The 18,295-nt window shown below is 64.4% G+C and carries 14 protein-coding genes; 7 read left to right on the forward strand and 7 right to left on the reverse strand.

The genetic code is table 11. The features are described from left to right. Positions 1-17: 17 nt before the first annotated feature. On the forward strand, positions 18-2,204 hold the full coding sequence (locus LVJ94_29490) for an amylo-alpha-1,6-glucosidase (protein WXB01041.1): 2,187 nt from the start codon (positions 18-20) through the stop codon (positions 2,202-2,204). Positions 2,205-2,865: 661 nt separating this feature from the next. Here LVJ94_29490 and LVJ94_29495 read toward each other — a convergent pair. From LVJ94_29495 to LVJ94_29505, 3 genes are read right to left on the reverse strand one after another with little or no spacing between them, the layout of a single operon-like run. Further along, a complete protein-coding gene (locus tag LVJ94_29495) occupies positions 2,866-3,486 on the reverse strand; it encodes a hypothetical protein (protein ID WXB01042.1) in 621 nt (206 codons plus the stop codon). Between the two features lie 13 nt (positions 3,487-3,499). After that, the gene (locus LVJ94_29500) at positions 3,500-5,518 is read right to left on the reverse strand and encodes an NPCBM/NEW2 domain-containing protein (GenBank protein WXB01043.1); all 2,019 of its coding nucleotides are present in this window, start codon (positions 5,516-5,518) and stop codon (positions 3,500-3,502) included. A gap of 35 nt (positions 5,519-5,553) precedes the next feature. Beyond that, a complete protein-coding gene (locus LVJ94_29505) occupies positions 5,554-6,834 on the reverse strand; it encodes a hypothetical protein (GenBank protein ID WXB01044.1) in 1,281 nt (426 codons plus the stop codon). Between the two features lie 37 nt (positions 6,835-6,871). On the opposite strand from LVJ94_29505, the gene LVJ94_29510 reads away from it, so the two are divergent. Continuing rightward, positions 6,872-8,122, forward strand: coding sequence for an MFS transporter (locus LVJ94_29510; GenBank protein ID WXB01045.1), 1,251 nt, complete (start codon positions 6,872-6,874; stop codon positions 8,120-8,122). Here the strand turns inward: LVJ94_29510 and LVJ94_29515 are convergent. Then, positions 8,112-8,786: a fatty acid desaturase gene (locus tag LVJ94_29515; GenBank protein ID WXB01046.1), complete on the reverse strand. Its 675-nt coding sequence runs from the start codon at positions 8,784-8,786 to the stop codon at positions 8,112-8,114. The two genes, LVJ94_29510 and LVJ94_29515, sit on opposite strands and share 11 nt — an antisense overlap. A 177-nt stretch (positions 8,787-8,963) precedes the next feature. Here LVJ94_29515 and LVJ94_29520 point away from each other — a divergent pair, with 177 nt between their 5' ends. The 5 genes from LVJ94_29520 (at position 8,964) to LVJ94_29540 (ending at position 15,386) form a co-directional block, all read left to right on the forward strand. Further along, a complete protein-coding gene (locus tag LVJ94_29520) occupies positions 8,964-9,944 on the forward strand; it encodes an SRPBCC family protein (protein WXB01047.1) in 981 nt (326 codons plus the stop codon). Then, entirely contained in the window at positions 9,941-11,518 is a 1,578-nt protein-coding gene (locus LVJ94_29525; GenBank protein ID WXB01048.1) for a HAMP domain-containing histidine kinase, read from the forward strand. The genes LVJ94_29520 and LVJ94_29525 overlap by 4 nt, the downstream gene beginning before the upstream one ends. Before the next feature lie 17 nt (positions 11,519-11,535). After that, positions 11,536-12,942, forward strand: a complete 1,407-nt coding sequence (locus LVJ94_29530; GenBank protein ID WXB01049.1) for a sigma-54 dependent transcriptional regulator — start codon at positions 11,536-11,538, stop codon at positions 12,940-12,942. Positions 12,943-13,079: 137 nt separating this feature from the next. Continuing rightward, positions 13,080-14,471: a DNA/RNA non-specific endonuclease gene (locus tag LVJ94_29535; protein WXB01050.1), complete on the forward strand. Its 1,392-nt coding sequence runs from the start codon at positions 13,080-13,082 to the stop codon at positions 14,469-14,471. Positions 14,472-14,606: 135 nt separating this feature from the next. Continuing rightward, the gene (locus LVJ94_29540) at positions 14,607-15,386 is read left to right on the forward strand and encodes a hypothetical protein (GenBank protein ID WXB01051.1); all 780 of its coding nucleotides are present in this window, start codon (positions 14,607-14,609) and stop codon (positions 15,384-15,386) included. Positions 15,387-15,398: 12 nt separating this feature from the next. Here LVJ94_29540 and LVJ94_29545 read toward each other — a convergent pair whose 3' ends face one another. The 3 genes from LVJ94_29545 to LVJ94_29555 all read right to left on the reverse strand — a co-directional run bounded on the left by LVJ94_29545 (position 15,399) and on the right by LVJ94_29555 (position 17,499). After that, entirely contained in the window at positions 15,399-15,602 is a 204-nt protein-coding gene (locus tag LVJ94_29545) for a hypothetical protein (GenBank protein WXB01052.1), read from the reverse strand. Between the two features lie 113 nt (positions 15,603-15,715). After that, complete coding sequence (locus LVJ94_29550) at positions 15,716-17,023, reverse strand: flavohemoglobin expression-modulating QEGLA motif protein (GenBank protein WXB01053.1); 1,308 nt, start codon at positions 17,021-17,023, stop codon at positions 15,716-15,718. Positions 17,024-17,034: 11 nt separating this feature from the next. Further along, positions 17,035-17,499: a PaaI family thioesterase gene (locus LVJ94_29555; GenBank protein ID WXB01054.1), complete on the reverse strand. Its 465-nt coding sequence runs from the start codon at positions 17,497-17,499 to the stop codon at positions 17,035-17,037. Positions 17,500-18,295: the final 796 nt, after the last annotated feature.

The following is an 18,295-nucleotide window of genomic DNA, read 5'->3' on the forward strand; positions in this document are numbered from 1 at the left end:
GATTCGTCCGGAGAGCGATGGAAACCATACGAATCGAAGACCGGTGGTACGTGCTGGCAACCTCGTCACGCACCGACGACCGCACATGGGTGTTGAAGAACGGTGAGACCTTCGCCGTGTTCGATCGGTTCGGCGACATTCAGCCGATCGGAACAGGAGAACAGGGGCTCTACCATCAGGGCACGCGGTTTCTCTCCCAGCTCGAGCTGCGGTTGAACGGGCAGAGGCCCATGCTTCTGGGCTCCAGCGTCAAGCAGGACAACAGCCTGCTCACCGTCGACGTCACCACGCCCGATCTGTATGTGGCGGAGCAGCTCGAGGTGCTCAAGGGCACGGTGCACGTGTTCCGAGCCGCGTTGCTCAGCGAGTCGGCGTGCCATCAAAGGCTGCGCATCGTCAACTACTGCCAACGGCGCATCGCGCTGCAGGTGACGCTGCTTTTTGCGGCCGACTACGCTGACATTTTCGAAGTGCGCGGAGTGAGGCGCGCACGCCGTGGTGACGACTTGAGCCCCATGCACACGGAGGACCGCATGGTTCTGGCCTACCGCGGCCTCGACGGCATCACGCGCAGTACGGAAATCGCGTGTTCGCCGGCGCCGACGCATTTGACCGCCGATCGGATCGAATACGCGCTGCAGCTGGAACCGCACGAGACCGTCGAGCTCAATGCAAGCATCGCTTGCGAACCCAACGTGCGCCCGCCGCGCGCGCCCTCGGCGCACGTGCACTTCGCAACGGTGCGGGAGAGCGCAGAGAAGGCAGTTCAAGAGGCGCGCGCACGCGGCTGTGCGGTGGAGACGTCGAATGCGCAATTCAACGATTGCCTCCAGCGGGCAAGCGCAGATTTGGTGATGCTCACCGCGGGGAATCCCGAAACGGCGTATCCCTATGCCGGGGTGCCCTGGTACAGCACGCCGTTCGGACGCGACGGCATCCTCACCGCGCTCGAATACCTCTGGGTAGATCCGTCCATGGCGAGGGGCGTGCTTTCCTACCTGGCCTCGACGCAAGCGCGCGAGGAAGCCCCAGAGCAGGATGCCGAGCCGGGAAAGGTTCTGCACGAGACGCGAAAGGGCGAGCTCGCGGCATTGGGCGAGATCCCATTTGGGCGCTATTACGGCACGGTGGACGCCACGCCGCTCTTCGTGGTGCTCGCCGGTGCCTACCATCGGCGAACGGGCGATCTGGAGTTTCTACGGGGCCTCTGGCCAAACGTGGAGCGGGCGCTGGCCTGGATCGAGGAATACGGTGACCTCGACGGCGACGGGTTCGTCGAGTACCAACGAAAGAGCGCCAAGGGCCTTGCCCAGCAAGGTTGGAAGGACTCGGAGGACTCCGTCTTTCATCAAGACGGCAGCGCGGCGGAAGGCCCCATCGCGCTCGCGGAGGTGCAAGGCTACGTCTACAAGGCAAAGGTGCGCGCCGCCGATCTGGCACACGCCCTTGGGCACACCGCGCGCGCCGTGGCGCTGCGCTCGGAAGCCCTGCAGCTGCGCACGCAATTCGATCACGCATTCTGGTGTGAGGATCTGGGCACGTTCGCGCTCGCGTTGGACGGGGCGAAGCGTCCCTGCCGTGTTCGAACGTCGAACGCAGGGCAGGTGCTTTGGAGCGGCATCGCCCACCCAGAGCACGCCGAACGCGCGGGGAAAACGTTGTTGGAACCGGCCTCATTCTCCGGGTGGGGCGTGCGCACGCTCGCCAAAGGCGAAGCGCGCTACAACCCCATGTCGTACCACAATGGGTCCATTTGGCCGCACGACAACGCGCTCATCGCCATGGGTCTCGCTCGCTATGGATTCAAGGACAAAACGCAACGGCTCCTCGGCGCCCTGTTCGACGCCAGCATGTTCATGGATCTGCACCGCCTGCCCGAGCTCTTTTGCGGCTTCGCACGCCGCCCCAACGAGGGCCCGACGCTCTACCCCGTGGCGTGCTCGCCGCAAGCCTGGGCGAGCGCCAGCGTCTTTTATCTGCTCCAAGCGTGCCTCGGACTGTCCTTCCGGCCGACGCCCAATCCCGATCGCCCTCGATTGTATTTCGACCATCCGCGGCTACCGGCATTTCTCAACCGGGTAGAGATCCGCCGTCTGCGCGTCGGGAACGCGACCGTCGACATCGATCTTCAACGCCACGCCCGCGACGTGGGCGTCAACGTCCTTCGCAAAGACGGCGATGTCGAAGTCTCGGTGACACTCTAGCTCGAGGAAAGGGCTATCGCTCTCGGTGTGCAGTGAAGGTGGAACTCGCAGCACCACGGGGAGCAAGGTACAAACGGGTGCGTGATCGCGCGCTCCGCGCAATCTCAGACCTTCTTCTTCTGGCCTTTCTCTTTGCCAGATAAAATGAGGGGTAGAAAAGTTCCGGTGGATGCAAGCAGTTGTCTGCGCAGCTTCCCCAACGAGGTCTTCGGCCACCGGTCCGCGCCCGCTGCGCTTCCCGTCACCGCTCCTCATGTGGTTCCCGCTGGCTGGACCCCCGTAGGGGTGACTCCAACTGTCAACGGGCATGTGGAGGGCTGTTGCCTCCCGCTTGTACCTTACGGCAACCCATCATCTTGATCTGCGACCTTGCGAGCCCGGTGTCCGGATCTCCGCACCCGCGAGGTCTGACCGGCGCATTGCCAATGTGGTGCCAATCCATATCCTCGCCGAAAAGGGCCCTGCGACGCACCGGCGCCCCTGTCACGGACAGCCGTCCGCCTGTCCCGGACACCCCGACGCCGTGGCGGCCCGAAAGACCATCGCGATACCACCTCCCGCCAGCGCAAGGCTGCACGATCGCTCTGGAGGCCCATTGCGGCCACGGCACCGCCGCACATAAAAGCGGCGCTCCGAGCCCGATCCGGCACCAAGAGCCGTGCTAGGCCGTCGGATGCACGTGGGGGCGATAGCCGGCACGAACCACATCCAGGATGCTCGGCGGGGTGAGCACGTCCACCGTGGCACGCGTGGGGCGCGGACGGCGCTCGGTGTAGCCTTCGGGGGACCAGGCGAGGAGCTCGCCATCGAGCACGAGCCATGCGCGCCCCAGGTCGGTGATGAAGGCGCCGTCGGGGAGGCCCGCGAGCTCGGCGCGGACGGTGCGCTTTTCGCCTTTTCTCCCATGACCGAGCGCGCGCTCGTCGTGGAGGCGGCGGTCCATCGGGTCGACCCCGAAGGGATCTCCGGGGTGGATCGCGCGCCAAGCGTCGCGGAAGCGCCGAAATTCCGGGTTGCGGCACTCGCCGCAGGGCCGGTGCCCTGCGGCGAATGCGGTGGCCTCGTCGAGGAAGAACAACTCCGTCCACGTCCGGCGCGGACTCATCACCTCGCGGTGGCGGCCGCGGAACTCGAGCTGGCAGATGATCCAACGGCGCACCTGCCAGGGACGCAAGATGGTGCGCGACGGAGAATGAAGCCAGCCCCGGTTGCCGAGCCAGAGTCCGCGCGCGGGGTGGGCGAAGATTTGGCCAAAGGGATCGACACGGTTCTGCAGCGCCATCCCCCGCAGCGTATTACGGGCAGACCACCTGCGCATCCGCCCAATCGGCGTGATCGTTGGTGATGCCATCGCCGCCGTCGGTCACGACCAGCCGCAGCACGGTCGCGCGCGAAACGTCGGCCTCCAGCGTCTTCGTCGGCGTGCCGCGCACGATGAGGCCACTGTCGGCCACCTTCGTGCCGTCCGCCCAGATTTCGAAGGCGACGGATCCGGCGCCCGTCTTTTCATCGTCGAGCCCCACGAGCGCCCGCACCTTCGAGCACGTGCCGCCCACGTAATAGACCACGGAGCTCTGCGCGTGCACGCCGAGCCCTTTGGCATAGGTAACGCCGTTGACGACGAGGGGATGCCCATCGCCCGCGTGGTCCTCCCCCACGCTGGTGTTGCGCTCCACCGGCCCCCACCCATTGTCGGCACGAAGCCATGGATCGTCGCCCAGGTAGCTCGTCCCGCGCGGAAGCAGCTCCGGCACCGTCACGTCGATGTGGCTCTTGACCACCGTCGCCCTTCCCTGCCCTGGGAAATAGCTGACCGTCGCATCCAAAGGATAATTGCCCGGCGCCGCATTCGAAGGCACCGCCACGGACCACGTGGTGGCCAATGCCTCGTTGCTCGAAATCACACGATCACGACTCGACGATTGGGCCTGCACACGCCACCCCGCGGGCGCGGAGAGCGTCACCTGGGGCAGCACCGCGGGCACGAATCCGTCGTTGGTGGCGGTGGTCGTCACCGTGGCCCGGCTCCCCGGCGCGACCAAGAGCGGAAGCCCTGGCGATGTCGCGGGAGCTGCGATGCCCAAGTCCACCGCCGGTGGATACTGCGCCCAGTGCGGATCGCGTCCGATGCGAAATATGGCCGTCCCGTGCGCCGCAACGCTGGCCGTGATGGCCCCGGCTGTTTCCTTCGTGGAGTGCGACCACAAATCGCGAATCTTGTACGCCACCTCGTGGGCGAGCCCGATCTCCGCGGCGCTGGTCGAAATCGTTGCCGGCGCATCGGTCTCGTTGAACAAGGCCACCGCGCGATCCCCATTGGACAGCGGCTTCACGATGACGTGAAATCCGCCAGCCTGCCGGATCTCCTTGCCCTGGACACCCAGCGCATCTTGATCCACCTCGATGATGTCCTTGTTGGTCAGAATCTCTAAGGTAGCCGGCGTGGCCGTGCGCAGATCCGAGCCCACGAGCAACGGCGCCGCCATGATGGCCCAAAGGGCGAAATGGCTGCGGTACTCCGTATCAGTCATTCCGCCATTGCCCACCTCGAGCATGTCCGGATCGTTCCAATGCCCCGGCCCCGCGTAGGCATCGAGCACCACGTTCTTCTTGAACAGGGACAGCATACTCGAATACCGATCGGTAATGTCCCCGGTGGTGCGCCAGGAATTGCCGATGTCCTTCGCCCAGGTCCACGGTTTGTTCTCGCCCCACTCGCAGAGGCTATAGAGAATCGGCCGGCCGGTGGCCTTCAAGGCATTGCCCATGGTCGTGTACCGCTGCACGGCATCCACGCCCTGGTTGTTGCAATTGTCGTATTTCAAATAGTCGACACCCCACGAGGCCCACAGATTGGCATCCTGCTGCTCGTGACCGAGGCCGCCGGGAAAGCCGTTGCGGTCGCATGTCTTGCTGCCTGCGCTGGAGTAAATACCGAATTTGAGTCCCTTCCCGTGTACGTAGTCGGCCACGGCCTTGATGCCGTTGGGAAACCGCACCGGATCGGGCACGAGGTTACCGGTGGCATCTCGGTTGGGAAGTGCCCAACAGTCGTCCAGATTCACGTATTGATAACCGGCGTCCTTCAGCCCTTCGGAGACGAACAAATCGGCAATGCCCTTGACCATGGCTTCGTTGAAGTCCGCGCGACAGTGCGTGGCATTCCAATTGTTGAAGCCCATTTGCGGGGTTCGCGCCAATCCATTTTCCGCGCGCGGTGCCGCGGCGGCGTCGCTGCTGACGGCGACGTCGACCACACCGAGCACACATGGCAATGCAGTCGCGATGACGACGAGTTGCGTTCGGACCGACATGAGAATGCCTCCTTGTTATTTCGCAGGGGATGCTGTCAGGACTTGGCCAGAAGATCGAGCACCAATGCCGCGGTCCACGAGAAGTTCTCCGCGCCCAAACCCTCGCCCGTATTGGGCTCGAAGTACTCGCGAAAACCAGAACGGGACACGAGGTCGAGTGTGCGGTCGGTCAGTTTCGCCGCGTCGTCCCGCCAGGAGGCCCGACGAAGGCCCTCGATGATCATCCAGTTCACGTTGATCCAACTCGGACCACGCCAATACCGACGCGGATCGAATTGCGGATCGTCCGCCGGTGCGCTCGGAACGGGCCACGCCGTGCCGAACTTGTTGGGGTCTTTGAGGCGCGCCACCAAACGCGGCACCGTCTCCAGCGGGACGACGCCGGCGAAGAGCGGAAGAAAACCGGATGCGTGCTCGACGGTGATGGGGGCATCGCCCACGAGATCGTGGTCGTGGTAGTACCCGCGCGTCGTATCGTAGAGACTGGCTATCCCCGCGGCGAGCTTGGCCCGCCGCTCCAGGGCATGCGGCACCTCGAGACCGAGCGCGCGCGCGAGGGCATGCAAATCCTCCTCCGCGCGGCAGAGGATGGAGGCGATGGCCAAGTCCTGCACGAGAAAGCTCACACGCGACGGCGTTGGCGGGGCAAACGATAGCTTGGCGCGTTCGGCCACCAAGAAGAAGTACCGATCGTAATCGAAGCGCGTGGGCCGTTGCTCCGAGCTCACCACGGCATTGTCTTTGCGCGTGTACGTGACCTCACCGGGATCGATGCGCGCGAGCGCGGCATCCCAGCGCGGAGCATTATCGAGCCCGCTCTCCCACGGATGCACGATGGCCGGCAGGCCCTGCTGCAGCGGATCGCGCTCGCGCAGAAACCATGCATGCCACGCGTCCGCGGCCACGACGACGCGCCGTAAAATCTCTTCCACCGTGCGATCTCCGCCCGAGCGCTCCAGCACGAAACGCGCGGCGGTGGCCAAGACCGGAGGCTGCGTAATGGACGATGTGGCGATGGCTTGGGGACGCCCCGGCGCCTGGTCGATCTGCCACACCTTGGGATTCGGTTCGTAATGGGTGGCTTCCGGGTTGAAGAGAATGTGCGGGATCATCCCGTTTTCCCACTGGCCACGCAAAAGCATCTCCAGCTCGCGCGCTGCCCGGCGAGGATCGATGTAGGCCCATCCAATGGCGCAAAATGCACTATCCCAATTCCACTGATGCGGATACAGCGCAGGCGCCGGCACGGTGCACCCTTGGCGATCGTTGGCACGGAGAAGCGCTTCGGCGGCAAGCTTGAGGGTCAATCGATCCATGTCGTCCTCTCGGGATGAATGGTCTAGAGGTACCATCATGGAAGCTGCCGTCCACGCCCGCGCGACGCGAAACACGAAAGCGATGAATCGGTGGGGGGCCCTGGGCCTTCTCATGGCGCTGGCCTTTTTGAATTACATGGACCGGCACCTGGTGTTCCCACTGCAAGGGCTCATCGGGAAAGAGTTCCACATCGACACGGGAAAGCTGGGCGCGCTGACCACGGGCTTCACCATCGTGTACGCGGCGTCGGCGCCGCTCATCGGTGCGCTGTCGGACAGGTTTTCGCGCAAGACGATTCTGCTGACGGCCTTGCTCGGGTGGAGCGTGGTCACCATGATGAGCGGCACCGCCACCGGCTTCGCCTCGTTGCTGGTCTGGCGTGCACTCACCGGCCTGGGCGAGGGCGGCTATTTTCCCACGGCGGTCTCCCTCATCGGGGACCTGTTCGGGCCCAATCAGCGCGGCAAGGCCATCGCGCTCCACGGGGTCTGCACGACCTTGGGCGGCTCCGCCGGGTATGCCATGGGCGGCTTTTTGGGCGAGCATTTCGGCTGGCGAATGCCGTTCTTCCTCTCCGTCCTCCCCGGCGTCGTCCTCGCCGGCGTGCTCGCACGTTATTTCCGAGAACCCGTGCGAGGCACGACCGGGCCATCGAAATCCGAATCACGGGAAAAGCCACGCGCCTATTGGCGCATCGTCACCTCGCCGCCGGTGCTGCTCATTGCGCTGGCCGCGTGCGCGGCCATGTATTCGATGAATGGGCTCAACACGTTTCTTCCGCTGTACTTGGTCGAAGCGCGGCACGTCTCGGTATCGTCCGCGGGTGTCCTCACGGGCGCGTTCTTCGCCTGCACCTTGTTCGGGCAGCTCGCCGGCGGCACCGTCTCCGACGCACTCGCAGGCCGCCTCCGCGGCGCCCGCCCGCTGCTCGTGGGCTTCGCCTATTTCGGCGTCATGCCCGCGGCCTTCGCCATCGTGCACATCGACGCCGTGTTCGTCGCCCTCGCCTGCTACGGATTGACTCAATTCGGCCGAGGCTGGGCGGAGCCCAATCTGTACGGCACGATCATCGACAGCGTTCCCGCACACGAACGCGGCACCGCGCAAGGCTTCCTCCTGCTCATGACCTTCACCGGCGCCTCGCTCTCGCCATGGGTCGCCGGCATGATTATCAAGCAAAGCGGCTACGTCCCCGTGGTGCACATGCTCGCCACCTCCGCAGGCGTCGCTGCCTTGTTGGCATTTGCGCTGGTGGTGTACGTGCGGCGCAAGCGCATTACCGACTAACGAGCTGCTGGCACGGGATCTTGGGATACTCGTGGTGCACGTCGTGGCAAATGAGATTCAAGATGGTCGGCGAATGCGTAAAGGCAAACGGGCGCGCCAACGCCACGAGCCACGAGGGAACGTTGTGCGGTAGATACGCGCCCCAGAAGCTGAGCGTGCACTGAAGCACGGTCGCCACCGCGACGTGCACCAGAAGCACGCGTGACCCCGTGCCCATGGCCAGAACCACAGCGGCCACGTTCATCGAGGTCTCGCCGATCTGCCATCGCAGCGGCAAGCCGTGCGCGATGCGAAACGCACCACGGCGCAGAGCGAGCGCATTGCGAGGGCCCACGAACAACGCGCGCCACGCGGTAAGGTGCGCGCCGGTGCCCTCGATGTCGTCCGCCCGGCGGGCGTGATGGCGCAAATGCATGATGCGCATCGCATGACCGCTCATGAGCATGAGCAACCCCGACACGCAAAGGGCAACCTCATTGACCCGACGGGGCAAGCCCAGCGCGCCGTGCGCCAGATCGTGCGTGAGGGAAAAGGCGGCAAAGAAGAGCGCCAGCGATCCAACGAGCGCCATCCCCAGCGACCTCGAGGCGCCCCCGAGAGCGACCATGGCCACCGCAATACGGAAGATGTGAAGAGCGATATCGCGACGTTCGATGGGCTTCATGCCCCCGTCCTTGCGACCCGCGTGCCGTCGCGGCATCGCCAAAAAGGCCCATATTCCCGAGGATCCTGCTGTCCACGACGTGGACAGTGCGTCCGCGACGTGGACACCAAAACTCCCCGCCTCCTGTAAATCTTCTAGCTTTTCATTGCACGGCACGCGCGCTGCAAAGCCCTCGGCATGCTCACCGCATGCATCGTTCTCGCGATCATGGGCGCCGTCGGTGCCTTCGACATGGCCTATTTTCATACGTACAAAGCACAACTCGGCAAACGCCCCGAGTCACGTATCGAGGCATGGGTGCACGTGGTGCGCAGCTTCGTGTACGCCGCGCAGTTCGCCCTCGTTCCCAATGTTCGACTCGGCGGCACGTACTACTTCGCACTCGTCGGCCTTTTCGTCCTGGACGTCGCCGTCGCCGCCCTCGACGTGGCCATCGAACCGGCCTCGCGCCGTTCGCAGGGAGGTCTCCCCGCCGGCGAATACGCCGCACACGTCTTTCTCAGCGTCCTCGCCGGTGTCCTGCTCCATGCCGTCTTCTCCGCGTCCGCCGGCTGGCACACCCTGCCCACGGCCATCGTCCTCGAGCCACATGCGCCCGCGGCACTGCGCATCGTGCTGGGCGTCATGGCCGCAGCCTCTCTCATCGTGGCCGTGGTGGGGCTCCTCGGGCTCGTCGAAGCGAGCCTGCCCAAACCACGCCCCATTCATGTCTCGGTGAAACTGCGCGCCTCCGCGCAGACCGTTTGGGACATCACCCAAGACCACGTGGAGCATCCCAATTGGGATCATCGTTTTAGCCGCATCATCATGTTATCGGATACCATTCGTACCGGAACGGACATGATTTACGAAAAGACGATATGCGGCATCACCATCCGCGGGTGGGGCCGTTACAAGCTGCACCGGCCGGTGAAGCAATCGACCTTCGAATTCGGCTCCAACGACGTCCGTTCCCTCATCCGACACGGCGTGGGCCTCTGGCTCTATCGGCCGCGGCCGGGCGGGCTTCTCGAGTTTTCCACCGCGTACACGTACGACGTGCGCTGGGGGCTCTTCGGCCGCCTCGTCGATCGGCTCGTCGTTCGGCCGTTCTTCCAGCGGGAGACAGAGCGGAGCTTTCAGCGGCTCGCCGCACGTCATTTTCCGGAGAGCGCGTGAGTCCGTTTGCTGCGATCGCGCTCTACCCGCTCTGGGCCGTCGCACTCGCAGTGGGCCTGGTCGCACTTCGCCTCGGGCGCAGTGAGGGGCGCGGCCTCGTGGCGCTTTGCTTGTCGCTCGCGTTCTGGGTCACCGGCCTGATTCTCTTGAAGACGCCCCAAATGGAAATGGTCGCCGAACGCGTGCTTCCCTTCGGGATGTTGCTCGCCGGCACCTACCTCCACGCCGGCGCCGACGTCGCCGGCATTCGTGCACCGCGCATTCTCGCCGTGGCCTACGGCTACGGCATCGCCGTCGTGCTCCTCGGCGTCCTCTGGCCACGCCTTCTCTATGGGCCGGGCGCGCATGGCCCCGGAGTCCTCTTTCTTCCCCTCGCCGCGGTTTCCGCGGCCGGAGCCACGGCCAACATCGCCTGGCTCGCGCACCTCGCCGCCAAAGCCCCAGCCCCGCGCACGCGGCCCATCGCGCTGGTCCTGGGCTGCGCCACCGGTACGCTCGGCGGTGGCGGGGTCATCGGACTTCGCGTCCTTTCCCTGGGCGACGTCGATGCGGCCGCCCCCTTGCTCCTCGTCTCCGTCGCACTGGCTGCCTATGCCGTTCTGCGCGGCGAACACGGTCGCGCGCGCGAGCTCGTCGTGCAAGGCGCCGTCTACGCCGTCGTCACCGCGGCGCTATCGGCCTTGGGATTGACCGTGTTTTACCTCGCACTCCCGCACTTGGCGCCGGAACGAAGCCATTCGGTCATCTGGCTCATTTTCGTCGTCTTCTTCGCTGCACTGCCCCTCGAGCCTCTCCGAAATTTGATCGTAGAGGCCATTGGCCGAAGATTGTTCCGTCGCCCCATCAACATCCCCGAGCTCGCAGAGCAAGTGGAAACGAGCGAAACGCGCGCGGAGCACGCCGAGCGCCTCGCCGAGATCGGCCGCCTCACCAGCGCCGTGGCCCACGAGATCCGCAATCCACTCGGCGTCATCGCCGCGCAGGCCAAACTGCTCGAGCGCGGCGGCGCATCGCCGGCCCTGGTGGCCAGCGTGCGCGCGCAGGTCGATCGCGCCAAGCGCTTCCTCGACGATCTCCTCCGCTACGGAAAGCCGCGCCCGCTCGAGGTGCGCGACTTCGATGCACGTGCCGCACTGCATCTCGCCATCTCCCATGTGCGCCAGGCCTTTCCCGAGGCCCCTCCGCCCATCGACGTGCACGCAGCTGACGCCGCGGCGTCGCTCGAGGCGGACCGCCATGCGTTCATGGACGTCGTCACGGCACTCGTCCAAAACGCCGCCATTGCGGTCTCCGGTCGAGACGGTGGCAAAGTCACGGTAAGCCTCGAACGCGAGCCCGATGTCGTTCGCATCGTCGTCCGCGACAATGGCCCCGGCGTCCCGCAATCTCTGGAAGAGCGCCTCTTTCAGCCCTTCGTCACGGGCCGGGGGCGCGACGAGCGGCATCCTGGTACGGGCCTCGGCCTGGCCATCGCCGCACGCTGGGTCGAACGCCACGGAGGCACGCTCGTTCATCAGCGCCCGGCTGACGGTGGCGCGTGTTTCGTCGTCACCTGGCCGCCCAGCCCGCGGTAAGGCACTATGCTGCCGGCATGGCCAGCCGGCGCAAAGAAGGCATTCTCCTGGTCGATGACGACGCCGCGTTTCGTGCGGTCTACACGGAATTGCTCGAGGGCGAGGGCTTCGCGGTCACCTCCGCTGGCACCCCCGAACAAGCCCTCGCCGCGTTCACACGCGCCGCGCCGCGCATGGTCGTGCTCGACCTGATGCTACCTCCCTCGGGCCAGCCCGAAGCGGGCGCCGCGCTCATGGAACGCATCCTCTCCGAGCGCCCCGCCACCAAAGTCGTCGTCGTGTCCGGGTCCGGCGATAGCTCGTTCGCCCTCTCCTTGGTGCGGCGCGGCGCGTACGACTTTCTCGCCAAGCCCGTCGATCCCGACGTCTTGCTCGCCGTCTGCGCGCGCGCCGCCGCACGCCTCGAGCTCGAGGATCGCGTGACCGAGCTCGAAACGGAGCTCGCCACCGCCGCACGCGAGCAAATCGGCCTCCTTGGCACCTCGCCGGCCTTTCTCGACGCGCGCACCCTCGCCGAGCGGGCGGCCCCTGCGCACGTCCCGGTCCTCCTCACCGGCGAATCCGGCACCGGAAAAGAAGTCTTCGCTCGCTACCTCCACGCCCGCAGCCCCCGCGCCAAAAAGCCGTTCGTCGCCATCAACTGCGGCGCACTCGCCCCTGCCCTGCTCGAGTCCACGCTCTTCGGGCACAAGCGCGGCGCCTTCACCGGTGCGGTCGCCGACGCGCGAGGCCTCTTCGCCGAGGCCGACGGCGGCACGTTGTTCCTCGACGAAATCGGCGATTTGGAGGTCGGCCTGCAGGTGAAGCTGCTCCGTGCCTTGGAAAGCGGCGAGGTCCTCCCTGTCGGTGCCGCACGCCCGCTCACCGTCGACGTGCGGCTGCTTTCGGCCACCCACCGTCCGCTCGAGGCGATGGTTGCCGGGAAAACATTTCGCGATGATCTCTATTGGCGCGTACGCGGCATCGAAATCGCATTGCCGCGCCTCGCCGATCGGGCGGGGGATTTAGCGTTGCTTGCGCAACATTTCATCAACCAGGCACGCGCGCTCGTGCCACACGCCGCCATGGCACGGCTTTCGCCGGAAGCGCTCCGACGAATGGAGGCCTACGATTGGCCCGGCAACCTCCGCGAGCTGCGCCATGAAATGCAACGCGCGCTCGTCATGGCCGCAGGGCGCGACGAAATCCTCGAGGCCGACCTCTCGCCCTCCCTGCGAAACACGAATGAAGCGTCGGTTTCTGCTCTCGAAACCGCCGATGAATCGGCGCCCCTCGAGGAGAAGGTCGGCGCACTCGAACGACGCGAAATCGTCCAGGCGCTCGCGCGATCCAACGGCAATCGCAGCCATGCAGCGGCGCGGCTGGGGCTCTCGCGCCAGGGCCTTCTCAACAAGATGGCGCGCCACGGCTTGAAATCCTCGTGACAGGATTAATCGACGGAGAGCGAATTACACAAATAGTGACATTCGTGTGATCGCTCCGTGAATTGTGGCTCATGTAAGCCCCAATCAAATTGACATTCGTATTCGCTTGGGCGAGCTTGGGAATCAGCGGAGCGCCTATGCGACAAAATCGCCTTTGGATCCTCGGAGTTCTCACCGTCGGCAGCATGGCTGCCCTCCCGGCATGTGCCGGCGCCGCCGACTCGTACGAAGAAACGGTCACGGGCGACAAGCTCGCCCCCGTCGCTCCCCCGAGCGCCGTCGCAGCAGCGACCGTGGAAGATTTCGAGTCCGGTACCAAAACGGCGTACGCCGCGGCAAATGTGACGTTTGCCTCGGGCACGTGGAACCTGGACGACGCCTTGGTCGGCACACTCGATGGCGACGTGAAGAATGGCGGCCGCGCCACGCGCGTTCGCAACGCGGGCAAGGTCACCATGGGGTTCGACCGCGCCAATGCCGGCACGGTCACCATCAAGAGCGCCACCTACGGCTCGGATGCAAACGGCTCGTGGGGCCTCTTCTATTCGCGCAACCAGGGCTCCACCTGGACACAAATTGGTTCGGCGGTCACCACGGCCCCGAACACGCTGTCCACGGCTACCTTCGCGGTGAACCAATCGGGCAACGTGCGTTTGCAGGTGCGCAAGCTCGATGGCGGCAGCAACCGCATCGACGTCGACGACGTGTCCATCCAGGACTACACGGGCGGCGGCAGCGATGGCGGGACGGATTCGGGCGGCGGCGGTGGCGACGGTGGATCGAGCGGTGGCGGGGCAAGCCTCAGCGTGCACACCACCTTGGGCATTCCGTCGGATGCCAACACCAATGACCCGAACGATTACCTCGCGGTCAAATCGGAGTACGTGCACTCGTACAACAGCAGCCGCAAGATCCCCAATTGGGTGAGCTGGGAGCTCAACACGGGCTACCTCGGAAGCGCCGATCGCTCGAACAATTACCGGCCGGACGACACCCTGCCCTCCGGCATGGCGCAAGCGTCCCTCGCGGACTACAGCGGCAGCGGCTACGACCGCGGCCATATCTGCCCCTCGGGCGACCGCACGAAGTCGGCGACGGCCAACGGCATCACGTTCTTCCTCTCGAACATGGTCCCCCAGGCCGCGAACAACAACCGTGGCCCATGGGAAAAGCTCGAGTCCTACAGCCGCACCCTCGCCAACTCCGGCAAGGAGCTCTTCGTCATCGCCGGCGGCGTCGTCACCTCCAGCTCGAGCACCATCGGCTCTGGCGTGGTCGTACCGGATAGCACCTTCAAGGTGGTCGCCGTTCTCGATCACGTCGGCGCCGGCGCGGCAGACGTGACCACGAGCACGCGCATCATTGCGGTGCTCATGCCCAACGATGACAGCAAAATCAATATGGGTGACGATTGGAAGTCGTTCCGCGTCTCGGCCCGCAGCATCGAGAATGCGACGAACTTGAACTTCCTCTCGGATGTTCCGCAGAATATCCAGGACGTCATCGAAGCGCGCGTCGACAATCAATAGGCGCACGACGACGGTACGCGCTGTACCAAGGGATGTACCGAGAACCGCGTACACCCGGCGCGCTTTGGTACAGCGCGGAACACCTCGGATGTTTGCGATCGCCTTGATTTGACGTGATCTCGACGTCGGAGCGCCATGGCGTGCCTTTTGCTTCTGTACGCCAACGTGGACGCCTTACCTTCGCAGGACAACGTCAAATGCGCGACGGCACTCCGCATCGCCCTCGCGCGTGTGCAGGGTGCCTTTCACCAGGAGGCGGCCGACGCCTTCTACGAATTGCTCCTTCGCACACCGCTCTATCTTCCTTTCGAGAACGGGGTCATGAGCGTCCCCGGTCCGCAGAGCGAGACCGCGGTTCCTATTTTCATCGATGAAGCGGCCATGGTGTACTGGGCCGGCCGGCTCGTGCCCCACATCGTTTGCTCGGCGCGCGAAGCGGCCGTGCTGGCGCTGGTGATTCATGACGCGTGGCTCGTCTTGAACATGGGATCTTCGCCGGGCGACCAGCCCATCGCCCGCGAAGGCGTCATGCTGCTCGCGCACGGCAGTTACCCTGGGGCGGAGCGCTACGAGGAGCCGGCGGCCTTCGTGCGCGAGGCCGTGGCCGCCGCGGGCAATCCCACGCTCGATCTGCTCGAGCGGGCCAAGCGCACGCGCGTCGTGTCCGTCGATCGCACGCTGCGCTATCCCGGGGGCTCGTCGGCGTATGCCTTTTGGCCGAGCTTCGGTGGCGCGTCGCTCTTCGGGCCCGGAGAGCGCGTCGTGCCGATGTCCTTCGAATCCCTTATCGTCAAAGCCTATTACGAGCGTCGCGGGCTGGTCCTCGCCCCCGAACGCGAATCGCTACGCATTGGCCCCGCCCACGTGGCCAAATGGCATGCAGCCATGCAAGCCAGCTATCCGATGCGCGCGTAGTGAGGCATCACGTCACGAACAGTCGCGACAGAGCCACGCAGGGCCACAGCGCCGCCAGCCCTCGATCAACAGTTGCACCTCGGGGTCGAAAAGACGCCCGGTGAAAGGCTGCCTACAGGCGACACAGCGCGGTGCATTGGCTGCGGGCGCGACCGTGCGGGCGCCGGCAACCCGCACGTCCGCGCCTCGCTGCGCGAGCCGGGGGTAGTTCGCCATTTTTTGAAGAGGTCGCGTCATTGGAAGTGGAATGAAGATATCACCAGAACGACGCCCTGGTGCCACCCAATATGCATCTTCATTTCGTCATCACGTCAAACGCTTCTGCTCCGTCACGTGCGACCGTGCGGCGTCGATTCATCGTGCGGAGCCACCGCCCGTTCGGCTTTGGCGATGAGCTCACGGTAGTGCGCCTCGACCGATGTTAGTTTGATTTCCTCCATGAAAGAATTGAAGGCGAAATAGGGCAGCAGCGTATTCCAGCGCGCGAGCCATCTCGGACGATGCAAAGGACGCGAAATGAGTCCCATCGCGCGCAACGATGCCAGCGCGGAGATGTCCTCCAGTGCAATGCGTCCCGTAAATAGGAGCTCCGTCTCATCTCGAAAACCACCGCGTACGAAGACCGCCAAAAAAGCGTAAACGTGGAGGAGCCCGGCCAAGTAACACGCATCCTTGGTGAAATAGGAACCACCCGCGGGAATGCCCCCGCGCGACACCCGCGCCGCATCGAGGAATGCATCCCGTGTCCCGTGCCCGCGATCCACCAAGAAGCGGTACAGATCCAAAAAGCTGGCGCCATCCTCGGCCATGGCGACGAGCTTCACGCGCGTGGCCAGGCGCTCGAGGCGCGGCGTTGCCAAGTTGCCATTGTACAACTCCGCGAACACCGCGAGTCCTTCCTGCGTGGGCGTCGAACGCGGACCACCGCTCTTGAGAAACGGGGCATGCTCCTGAGCCGCTCCGTTGTGCGCACTGTAGGAGTGTGTCTCCACTTCGTGGCAGAAAAGGCCGTCCGCCTCCCATCGATAGAACAGCGCATCGGGCCGCACTCGCACCTTGGTCATGCCCGCGATGGCCTTGGACGTGCACTTATCGTCCAGTAGGACATCGCACTTGATGACCGGTCGATGTTTGGCAATCCGTCGCGCCAGCTCCTCGGCAAAGCTTTGCGCATCCATCGGAGTCTCGGCGCGTTCCTCGGCTTCGTCCCATCCGTGTACCCGCAATCTTTCGAGCAGGTGTTCGGCCAGATCGATGTTCTTCACGGGAAGACCGAAAAACGTCGTCTGCGCGCCACCGTAGATCTCGAGGGAGATTCGTCCGAACTCCTTGGTACCTGCGGCGAGCAGCAGCCGATTCTTGTCGATGACCGAATGAACCACCGCCCGAAGCCATATCGGGATGGGGCCATCCCCCTCGATGCGGGCCTCGACCCGCGCCAGGTCGGCGTTTTCCGACTCCAGTGCGTCGCGATCGACCGTATAGGTCACCTCGGGAAGGCGCGTGCCTTCGTGGTCGAAGAACTCCTTTTCGACCTTTCGGCTCCAGGCAATCTCCTCCAGGATGTTCGTCGACTTTCGCGCGCAGAGAGCCGACGAGACGAGGTCGAGCCATTCTTTCGTTTTCTCGGGCGACATGGCGATCTCCCTCAGCGCGCGCGAAAGCGCTTCCACGTGGCGCGGACGCTCGCGCGCACTTTGCCGTCGTAGCGCAGCTCGCCCAGAACGATGCACTCGGTCTCGCTCAACGCCTCGGCCTTCGCCCAGAGATCGACCGGGGGTCCGAGCGGCGTCGGGCGGAGAAAACGCACGTCGAGCCCCGCCGTGACGAAGGCGAGGGCCACGCCCGGAGGCGGATTCCACCCGCGCTCGCTCGCCGCTTGAACCACCAGTGCGGCAGTATGGCAATCGAGAACGGTGGCGATGACCCCACCGTTGAGAAAGCCGACGCCATTGTCGTGCTCGGGCCGGGGTGTGAAGGATGCGATCACCACGCCGTCCTCTCCTTCTTCGGCGCTGAAGCTCCGCAGATGGAAGCCCTTCGGATTGGCCGGTCCACAGCCAAAACACGTCATGTTCGGAAAGAGGCGCTCTTGAATGCTCGGTTGGTTCACGATCGTTAGTAAAGCAGCCCCAGATCCCCGTAACGACGAGAAAATATTGCCGATGGGGTCGGTAGACGCAATGACTGCGCGATTCGTTTGGGGCGATGTAATCCGATATATGATTTATGTAATCGCTATTAAGTACGCACGCGCGCCATCCTCTGCCAACTCCGCCAATTCCGTGCATCTTCCGCCTATCCCGCGTGCACGATGCCGCACACGGGTGCGGAATGGCCGATGGGTCGATTGGCGACGACGCATATTGCCCTGATACCGTTGCCGTTCAGCACGCAGCAAATCCGGAGGGTGGCTCCTGTGCGAACCATGGGATCACTTGCACACCCGGCCCATTTGACCGACCGATCATGAGTTTCGCCCTGCGCGCGAAGATCCCTAGTTTGAATTGCTGTTTTCGTTACGTGACGGCTGAGGATTGCCGTGGCCAACGCAAGACCGAACAATCGTCTGGGTATCCGGGCCGCCATTCCTGGCGCCACATATCCGATGATTTTAGCGCGATGCGCTACAAATGACATCGATGTCATCGAACGTTTCAAATCTCATCCGACGGACTGGATGAGACATCATCGGATCAATCATCACGCTTCCGCCAATCCGTCATCCGATGAACGGGTGACGTTGCACGCCAAACACCGCTACGTGCTAAAAGAAAATCGACTTAGCAAAGACAGAATTTGGTTCTGTGTTTTCGTATGGAACCTATGGAAACGTTGTACGCGGCGCGCAGGTAGCGCGAACGCCTGGATGGCGTTCCAACCGACATCCTCTTTCTTCGGGAGTCACC

This window comes from Sorangiineae bacterium MSr11367, assembly GCA_037157805.1.
Taxonomy (GTDB): Bacteria; Myxococcota_A; Polyangia; order Polyangiales; family Polyangiaceae; genus Pendulispora; species Pendulispora rubella.